Source organism: Patulibacter sp., assembly GCF_030655195.1.
GTDB lineage: Bacteria > Actinomycetota > Thermoleophilia > Solirubrobacterales > Solirubrobacteraceae > Patulibacter.
Genome location: NZ_JAURWA010000097.1, coordinates 1 through 8,234, shown reverse-complemented (window position 1 = coordinate 8,234; position 8,234 = coordinate 1). Strand labels below are relative to the sequence as shown.

Genomic DNA, 8,234 nt, shown 5'->3' with positions numbered 1-8,234 from the left:
GGGCCCGGCGTCCCCCGCCGCCCGGTCGGCACCAGCGGGCCGAGCGCCGGCGTCGTGCCGGAGCTGCCCGCCGGCGGGGGTGCACCGACCGTCCTCGGCGTGCCGGTCCGCACCGCTTGGGCGGCGGTCGTCGTCGCCGGTGCGGTCCTCGGCGTGGGGGCGTACCTGACGGTCAAGCGAGACTCCGTCACGAGCATCCGCGCCGAGCTGCGGTTCCTCGCCGACGCCCGGACCGACGTGCGCGCCCTGATCGACGACCCCGCCGTGCGCCGCGGGGCACGCTGCGGGCCGATCTCCCTGCCGACCTACCGCCTGGTCCCCGAGATCCGGCTGCAGCTCGACGCGTCCTCCCGCGAGGTCCTGGCCCGCTCGGACCCGCGGGCCCGTCGCCTGGGCGTCTTCGACCGCGGCGTGGCGATCGTCGTCGACGAGGACGCGCTGGACGGCAAGTGGCGGCAGCGCTACGGCCAGGCCGACGGCGTCCCCCGGTCGACGAAGCCCGCCCCGCCCGGCTTCCGGCGCGTCGCGCGGTCCGGTGCGTTCACGGCCTGGGTGCGCTGCGGCTGAGCCGGCCGGGCGTGAGGCCCGCGGGACGGTCCACGGGGTGGGGTGGGGTCGATCCCGTGCCGGGGGGTGGCACCGGTTCGACCTGACCTTGGTCGGCGGACGGGGTGGCCGGGGCGGCCGGGGTCGGGTGGGGTCGATCCCGTGCCGGGGGGTGGCACCGGTTCGCCCTGACCCCCGGTCCTCAGCCCGCGTCGAGCCCCAGCGCCGTCAGCCGCTCGCGCAGCGGGGCATTCTGGTGCGCCGCGGTCTGGGACAGGGCCCAGGCGCGCAGGTCCTCGTCCGGCGTGGTCCGGTTGCCGGCCTCGGCCGCGACGGCCGCGGCGAACGCGTCGACGTCCTCCGCCACGACCACCGCGCGGTCCCAGGTGCGGGAGCCGGCCAGGTCGGGGACGACGGTCCGGCGGCCCAGGCGGGCGGCCTTGATGATCCGGTAGGGCAGGCCCGCGTCGTTGAAGTCGTCCGTCGTGAAGCCGAGGATCGCGACGTCCGTCAGCCGCAGGACCTGGGCCGCGGCCTCGTCGGGCAGCGCGCCGAGGAAGACGAACGGCGGGTGCTCCCGGCACCACGCGAAGTCCTCGTCGCCGGGGACCTCGTCGGGGTGGACCTCGCCGACGAACAGCACCTGCAGGCGCGGCAGACGCTCGCCGAGGCCCCGGAGGAGCGCCCAGTCCGTCCGTCGTCCCAGGTGGCCGAGCGAGAACGCGACGACCTCGACGGTCGGGTCCGGGGCGGGGAAGCCGTCGGCGGCCAGCGGGCTCAGGACCGTGGGCCGGCCCTCCTCGCGGGCGAGCTCCTCCAGCCGGACGCTCGAGGCGACGACGAGCGACGCGGCCTGCGCGGCCCGGCGGTGCAGGCCGGTCAGCCGCGCGCGGCGGGACGCGTCCGCGTCGCCGGCGACCTCGTAGCGGTCCCAGCGCCAGTACCAGAGGTCGCCGCCGGTCCGGGCGCGCAGCGCCGCGGCGACGGGCTGCTGGGTCGCGTGGAAGAAGACGATGACCCGCGCGCTGCGGCCGTCGGCCTCGAGGCCCTTGACGATCGACGCGGCCTGCCTGCCGGCGACCGCGCCGGCGGCGCCCTCCGGCAGCCGCAGGGCGGCGCCGTACCCGGGGCGCGGCGGATCGACGGCGACGACGTCGTCGCCCCGCAGCAGGTCGGCGGCCTGCTCCCGCAGGATGAACCCGTCGAGGGGCCGCGGGAGCAGCAGCACGCAGGTGGGGCGCAGGTCGTCGCTCACCGGCGGGACCCTATGGGACGCCCCACCGACGGACGGGACGCACCCACGGATCGCGGACCGACGACACCCGGCCGCCTCGGATCGCGGGCCGCACGCACGCGGCCGCCTCGTCAGGACACCTCGGATCCCGGACCGCCCGCACCCGGCCGACTACGATCCCCGAGCGATGGCGCCGCACCCGCTCCGTCGCCTCGCGGCGTCCGGCATGGCCTACCAGTCGGCGAGCCTCGTGGCCGGCGTCCTGGCGCTCGTCACGCTGCCGCTGTACTCCCGGCACCTGACCCGCGACGAGCTCGGTGCGGCCGAGACGCTGCTGACCTGGATCATCCTGGCGTCGATCCTGCTGCGCGCGGGCCTGCAGGAGGCGCTCCTGCGCCACTGGTTCCACGACGCGGACGCCGCGCGACGCGGACGGCTCGCGCGCCGCGTGACCGGGTGGGTCCTGCTCGGCTCGACGGCCCTGGCGGTCGTCTTCCTGCTGCTGGCCGAGCCGCTCTCCCGGGTGCTGCTGGGCGAGTCGCTGCCCGGGCCGATCCGCGCCACGGCGCTGGGGATCTGGGCGTTCACGAACCTCGAGGTCCAGAACGCGCTGCTGCGCGCCCAGGAGGCCCGGCGCCGCTACCTGACCGCCGCGCTCACGAACGTCGGGCTCACGGTGCTGACCACGGTCGTCCTCGTGGTCGCGCTCGACCAGGGCGCGTCGGGGTACCTCGTCGGCAACTACGCGGCGTCGAGCGTCGTCCTCGCCGGGCTGTGGTGGTCGCAGCGCGCGCTGCTGCGGCCGCGGCCGGCCCGCGGTGCCGACGCCGCGCAGGACGGCGACGACCTGCGCTCCCTGCTGCGCTTCGGCCTGCCGACGGTCCCGCCCGAGGCCGCGGTCTTCGCGCTGAACATCGTCGACCGGCAGTGGCTCGTCCACACGTCGGGCCTCGACGCCAACGGCGTGTACTCGGCCGCCGCCAAGCTGGCGACGCTGGTGATCGTCGTCGCCCGTGCGTTCCAGGCCGCCTGGCCGCCGCTGGCCTACGACCTCTCCGACGAGGAGGCCCCGCGCACGTACGCCAACGTCGTGCGGGCGTACGTGCTCGTCCTGGGGTGGATGGTCGTCGGCCTGGTGCTGCTGCGGTTCCAGGTCACCGATCTGCTGCTCGGCCCCGACTTCGCGGCGGCGGCCGGGGCGCTCCCGTGGCTGGCGCTGGGCTGGGCGCTCTGGGGGCTGACGTGGGTCTTCACGACGATCGCCGGTCGGCACCACGAGACGGGCCGGACGCTCCCCGCCGCGCTCCTGGGCCTGGCCGTCAACGTCGCGGCGCTCGCGCTGCTGGTGCCCTCGCTCGAGGCGACCGGCGCGGCGATCGCCCTCGTCGCGGCGTACGTCGTCGCCCTGACGGTCGCGCACCTGCGGACCCGCCGGCTGATGCACGTGCCGTTCGACTGGGCCCGGCTGGCCGCGGCCGTCGTCGTGATGACGGCCGTCGCGGTGGGCGTCGACGCCGTGGCGGACCCCGGCGGCGTCGCGGGCATCGCCCTGCGCCTGGCGGGCTGCGCGATCGTCCCGCCGCTCCTCGTCCTCGTCGGCGGCGTGCGGCCGTCGGAGGTCGCGGTGGTGCGCCGGGCGGTCCTGGCGCGCCTGCCGGGTCGCTGAGACGCGTCCGCGGGCGCCGGCCGGCGATGCGGGTCCGGCGCCCCGTGGGCCCGGACGACGACGCCCGTGGTTGTGGGACGGTCCGCCTCAGGTTGCCGTGAGGTGGCTGCGCTAGATTCGGCCGACGATGAGCCAGAAGAAGCGCAAGCCGAAGCCGAAGCGTTCGGGGAACCCCGGGCACAAGCGCCCGACGGCTCCAGCGATGCCCGCGACGGAGCTGACCTTCGACCGCATCGGCAAGCCCGAGATCGACCGGATCCTCCGCGAGCAGCTCGGCATCACCCTCGCCGCGGCGCTCGAGCGCTCGTCCGTCCCCAGCGTGCAGGCGTTCGTCGACGAACTAGAGCACGAGGACGACGCCGTCCTGGCCGTCCAGAGCCTCGAGGCCGAGCTCGGCATCGAGGCCGGGGCCGACGAGCTGCCGGAGCTCGACCTGGAGCAGGACGTCCGGCTGCTGCGCGCGGACATCGAGCAGCAGGTCCAGATCTCCGAGGTCGACAAGCGCCTGCTGACGATCTGCCGCGAGGCGATGGTCTTCCTCGAGCGCCGCGCCGTGCGCGCGGAGAAGGAGCTCGAGTCGGCGGTCCGCAAGACGGAGCAGGCCGAGAACCAGGCCGCGCGGCACGAGCGCCGCGCGGAGGAGCGGGTCTCCGAGGCGCAGGAGCTGCGGGGCAAGCTCGAGGCCGCCGAGGCCGAGAACGCGGAGCTGCGCGAGCGGCTGGCCAAGGCCCGGGCGAAGGGCGAGCGGCTCGAGCACGAGCTGGAGGACGTCGAGGACGCGCCCGCCGGCGAGGCCGCCGACCAGGACGTCATCGCCGACCTGCGCAAGCGGCTGAAGCAGCGCGAGGAGCTGCTGATCGAGGCGCACGCCGAGCACGAGCGGCTCGAGGTGTCGCTCGACGTCGCGCGCAACGAGGTCATCCGCCTGCACCGCGAGGTCGAGGGCGCCACCGAGGAGGGCGTCGTCGCGGAGGAGGCGCTCCCCGAGGTCGAGACGGTGCTCGAGGCGGTCGAGGAGGCGATGAAGCGCTGCAAGCACCTCGTCTTCACCGAGCGCGCGCTCGAGACCGCCGAGGACAGCCCCTTCTGGCGGCCGGACATGGTCCTCGCCGACCTGATCAAGCTCGATCAGGTGGCCGAGGCCTACGAGCGGCCCGAGGGGATCGGCCAGCCCGTCGGGCAGTTCGCCCAGGACCTCGGTCTCGACTGGCGGTCCGGCGTGGGGGAGGTCTGGTACGGGATCCACCCCAACGACTACCACTTCTCCCAGGACGGCCACACCCTCCGCGTGGCCGAGCACGTGCGGGTGGCCAACGGCTCCGGCGCCCAGCGCTGCGCCCGGATCTACTGCGCCTTCCACCCCGGCGGCGACGGCCCGGACGACCTGGCGCGCGGCGTCTACGTCGGCCCGGTCGGCCGCAAGCTTCCCGACTCCACCACGGGCTGACCGGGGCGGCCGCCTCGCCGGAAGCTCCCCGACTCGACCACGGGCTGAGTGCATCGGCCTACGAGGCCTTCTCCGCCGCGTCCAGCCGCCGGTTGAAGGCCTCGGCGCCCTCGCGGATGCCCTCGCCCCGCTCGGGGTGCAGGGTGGCCGCGACGTGCAGGCGGTAGCGGGCGGGGTCGTGGCCCGGCAGGACGAGCGCCGCGATCGAGCGCAGCGCGTAGGGGAACGCGGTGAGCCAGCGGACCGCGCGGGCGACGGCCGGGCCGTGGTGCTTGCGCAGGTACCGGTCGCGGTTGCGCGAGAGCTCGACGATGCGTCGCGTCGGCACGTTGCCGGTCGACAGCTGCTCGTGGTGGATCGACCGCGCCCGCGGGACGTAGAGGGTGTGCCAGCCGCGGTCGGCCATGCGGCGCTGCACGTCGACCTCGTCGGAGTAGACGAAGAACTCCGGGTCCCACCAGCCGGCCTGCTCGACCGCGGAGCGCCGCAGGAGCATCGTGCAGGACTGGGCCCAGTCGACCCGCCGGGTCTCCTCGCCCGTGGACTGCACGGTCGTCCAGCGATGGAGGAACAGCGCGCCGGCCACCGCGGTGCCGATCGACGGGAACCGCCACGCCGACGGCTGGCGCCAGCCCTCGGGGCGCCACAGCGACGCGGCCGCCGCGCCGCAGGTCGGATCGGCCTGCAGGGCGTCGAGCAGCGCACGGGTGCAGCCGGGCTGCAGCTCGGCGTCCTCGTTGAGGATCAGGCAGAGCTCGCTCGGGGCCGCCCGCAGCACGTGGTTGACGTTCGCCGACCAGCCCTCGCGGCGGTCCAGGCGGATCAGCGTGTCCACCGCGGGGTGCGCCTGCGCGGCGTCGGCCGAGCCGTCCTGCGAGGCGTTGTCGAGCACCACCACGGCCGTGCGGACCCCGTCGCCGAGGGCCTCCTGCTCGCGGGCGATCGCGTCGAGGCCCTGCAGCAGCAGGTCGCGCAGGTCCGTGTTGACCACGCAGAACGTGAGGTCGATCGCGTCGTCGGGCACCTCGCGGGATCTTACGGCGCGGTCCGCCCGGTCCCGTCTCACCGGTCCCGTCTCACCGGTCCCGCCGCCCGCGGTCGCCCCGGTCCATCCCGCCCGCGAACCCCGTCGCCGCCCACCGGCGACCGCCCCTACGCCGGCTGCTCGAGCTGCGCGTTGTAGCGCTCGGCGGCCTCGCGGACGCCCTCGCCGCTGCGGGGCGCCAGGATCGCCCGCACGTGCCACCAGTAGCGACGCACGGAGTGGCCGGGCAGCACCGTCGCGGCGACGGCCCGCAGCAGGTAGGGCACCGCGGCCACCGGCCGGCAGCACCAGGCGACGAACGGCCCGTGGTGGGCGACGAGGTAGCGGTCCTGGTTGCGGTGCAGCTCGACGACGCGTCGCCGGGCGTCCTCGCCGACGACGGGGCGCTCGTGGCGGACGCACGTCGCGGCGGGCACGAAGAGGGTGTGCCAGCCGGCGTCGCGCAGCCGGCGCTGCAGGTCGACCTCGTCCCCGAAGACGAAGTACTCCGGATCGAGGTGGCCGATCGTCGCGGAGGCCTCGACGCGGACCATCAGGCACGCGGACTGGCACCAGTCGACCTTGCGGGTGCCCCGGCCGGCGGCCCCGGACTGCACGACGAGCGAGCGGTGCAGGAGCAGCGCCTGGGCGAGCGTCGTGCCCAGGGTCGGGAAGCGCCAGGCGGAGGGGCGCTGCTCGCCCTCGGGCGACAGGACCGTCCCGCCGGCGCAGGCCGCCCCGGGGTCGCGCTCCATGGCGTCGAGCAGCTCCTTCGTCGCCCCGGCCCGCAGCTCGGTGTCGTAGCCGAGCAGCAGCGCGTAGCGGCCCCGGGCCTCGTCGAGCAGGCGGGAGTCGTTGGCGGCCTTGCCCTCGCGGCGGGGCAGGGCGACGACGCGGGCGCCGACGGGGTGCTCCCGCGCGATCCGCGCGCTCCCGTCCGCGGAGGCGTTGTCGAGGACGAGGACCTCGGTCGGCCGCTCGAGCAGCCGCTGCTCCAGCGCGATCGCGTCGAGGCAGGCGCGCAGCTGCTGGGCGCCGTCCGTGCCGACGACGCAGAAGGAGACGAGCGGGGTGGCAACCGCGGACGGCACGTGGCGCACCGTACCGGGGCCGCCCGATCTGCGACAGACTGCACGACGTGCGGCTACCGGGCGACAGCTGATGGCGGGGGAGGACCACGGGTCGCGGGACCCCCGTGGACCCCGTACCGTCCCGGCGCGCGGGGACCTCGTCGGCGGCCACCGGATCGAGCGTCCGCTCGGGGCAGGGGCGATGGGGACCGTCTGGCTGGCGGAGCACGTCACGCTGGGGCGCCGCGTCGCCCTGAAGATCCTCGCCGACGGCCTGGCCCACGACCCGTCGTTCCAGGACCGCTTCACCCGCGAGGCCCGGCTCGCCGCGCGCCTGGACCACCCCAACGTCGTCACGGTCTACGACGCCGGCACCGATCCGGCCGGGCTGTGGCTGTCGATGCGCTACGTCGAGGGCGAGGACCTGCGCAAGCGCCTCAACCGCGTCGCCGCCGCCACGGGGGGCGCTCCGGGGTCGGCCGGGAGCAGGTCGTCCGCGGCCGGTCCGCCGACGCTGTCGCCGAGCCCCTTCCGTCGCCCGTCACCGGGTGAGGCGGATCCCACGGTCGCGCTGCCGTCCGTCCGGCCGGGCGACGCGCCGCCGGGGGGCCTGCCGCCCGAGGAGGCAGTCCGCATCGTCGAGGCCGTCGCCGCGGGCCTGGACCACGCGCACTCGCGGGGCATCCTGCACCGCGACGTCAAGCCCGGGAACGTCCTGCTGCAGACCGACGGCGACGTCACCCCGAGCCCCGCCCCGCCGGCGACGGGCGAGGCCCCGCGCTCCGGCGGTCCCGCGCTGCCGCGGTTCTCCGGCGTGCTCCTCGCGGACTTCGGCCTGACGAAGGAGCTCGAGGACGCCGGCGGCGAGCTGACCCAGACCGGCATGCTGCTGGGCTCGGCCGACTCGGTGGCGCCCGAGCAGATCGAGGGCCGCGAGACCGACGCCCGCGTCGACGTCTACGCCCTGGGCTCGCTGCTCCACGTCGCGCTGACCGGCGCGCCGCCGTTCCCGGGCGCGACGATGGCCAAGCTCTTCGCGCACGTCAACGGCGACCGGCCGCGGCCCGGCGCCCTGTTCCCCGAGCTGCGGCCGTTCGACGCCGTCCTCGCCGCGGCCATGGCGAAGGACCCCGACGCGCGCCCGGCGACCGCCGGCGAGCTGGCCGCGCTGGCCCGCGACGCCCTGAGCCGGCTCGACGTCGACCCGCAGCGGACCGTCGCCTTCCCCGCCCCGACGCCGCCGCGCG

General features: G+C 76.2%; 7 protein-coding genes. 4 read left to right on the top strand and 3 right to left on the bottom strand.

What is annotated here, in order from left to right:
- Positions 1-567, top strand: a 567-nt coding sequence (locus tag Q7T67_RS10100; RefSeq protein ID WP_304788659.1) for a hypothetical protein, incomplete at its 5' end; no start/stop codon positions are given.
- 181 nt (positions 568-748) lie between these two features.
- On the opposite strand, the gene Q7T67_RS10095 is transcribed toward Q7T67_RS10100, so the two are convergent.
- Entirely contained in the window at positions 749-1,801 is a 1,053-nt protein-coding gene (locus Q7T67_RS10095; protein WP_304788657.1) for a hypothetical protein, read from the bottom strand.
- A gap of 166 nt (positions 1,802-1,967) precedes the next feature.
- On the opposite strand from Q7T67_RS10095, the gene Q7T67_RS10090 reads away from it, so the two are divergent.
- Both Q7T67_RS10090 and Q7T67_RS10085 read left to right on the top strand, forming a co-directional pair.
- A complete protein-coding gene (locus tag Q7T67_RS10090) occupies positions 1,968-3,446 on the top strand; it encodes a lipopolysaccharide biosynthesis protein (RefSeq protein ID WP_304788655.1) in 1,479 nt (492 codons plus the stop codon).
- Positions 3,447-3,573: 127 nt separating this feature from the next.
- The gene (locus Q7T67_RS10085) at positions 3,574-4,893 is read left to right on the top strand and encodes a hypothetical protein (protein ID WP_304788653.1); all 1,320 of its coding nucleotides are present in this window, start codon (positions 3,574-3,576) and stop codon (positions 4,891-4,893) included.
- A gap of 58 nt (positions 4,894-4,951) precedes the next feature.
- Here Q7T67_RS10085 and Q7T67_RS10080 read toward each other — a convergent pair whose 3' ends face one another.
- A complete protein-coding gene (locus Q7T67_RS10080; protein WP_304788651.1) occupies positions 4,952-5,917 on the bottom strand; it encodes a glycosyltransferase family 2 protein in 966 nt (321 codons plus the stop codon).
- Between the two features lie 128 nt (positions 5,918-6,045).
- Positions 6,046-7,008 carry a glycosyltransferase gene (locus tag Q7T67_RS10075; RefSeq protein ID WP_304788649.1) on the bottom strand — a complete coding sequence of 321 codons (963 nt, stop codon included), beginning with the start codon at positions 7,006-7,008 and terminating at the stop codon, positions 6,046-6,048.
- 181 nt (positions 7,009-7,189) lie between these two features.
- Between Q7T67_RS10075 and Q7T67_RS10070 the strand changes: the two genes are divergently transcribed.
- Positions 7,190-8,234: serine/threonine-protein kinase (locus tag Q7T67_RS10070; protein ID WP_304788647.1), on the top strand; the 1,045-nt coding region annotated here is incomplete at its 3' end.

What these genes read in the sequence shown, in the direction of transcription:
- Q7T67_RS10085 (WP_304788653.1), top strand. Translation starts at nt 3,574, where the DNA reads ATGAGCCAGAAGAAGCGCAAGCCGAAGCCGAAGCGTTCGGGGAACCCC.
- Q7T67_RS10090 (WP_304788655.1), top strand. Translation starts at nt 1,968, where the DNA reads ATGGCGCCGCACCCGCTCCGTCGCCTCGCGGCGTCCGGCATGGCCTAC.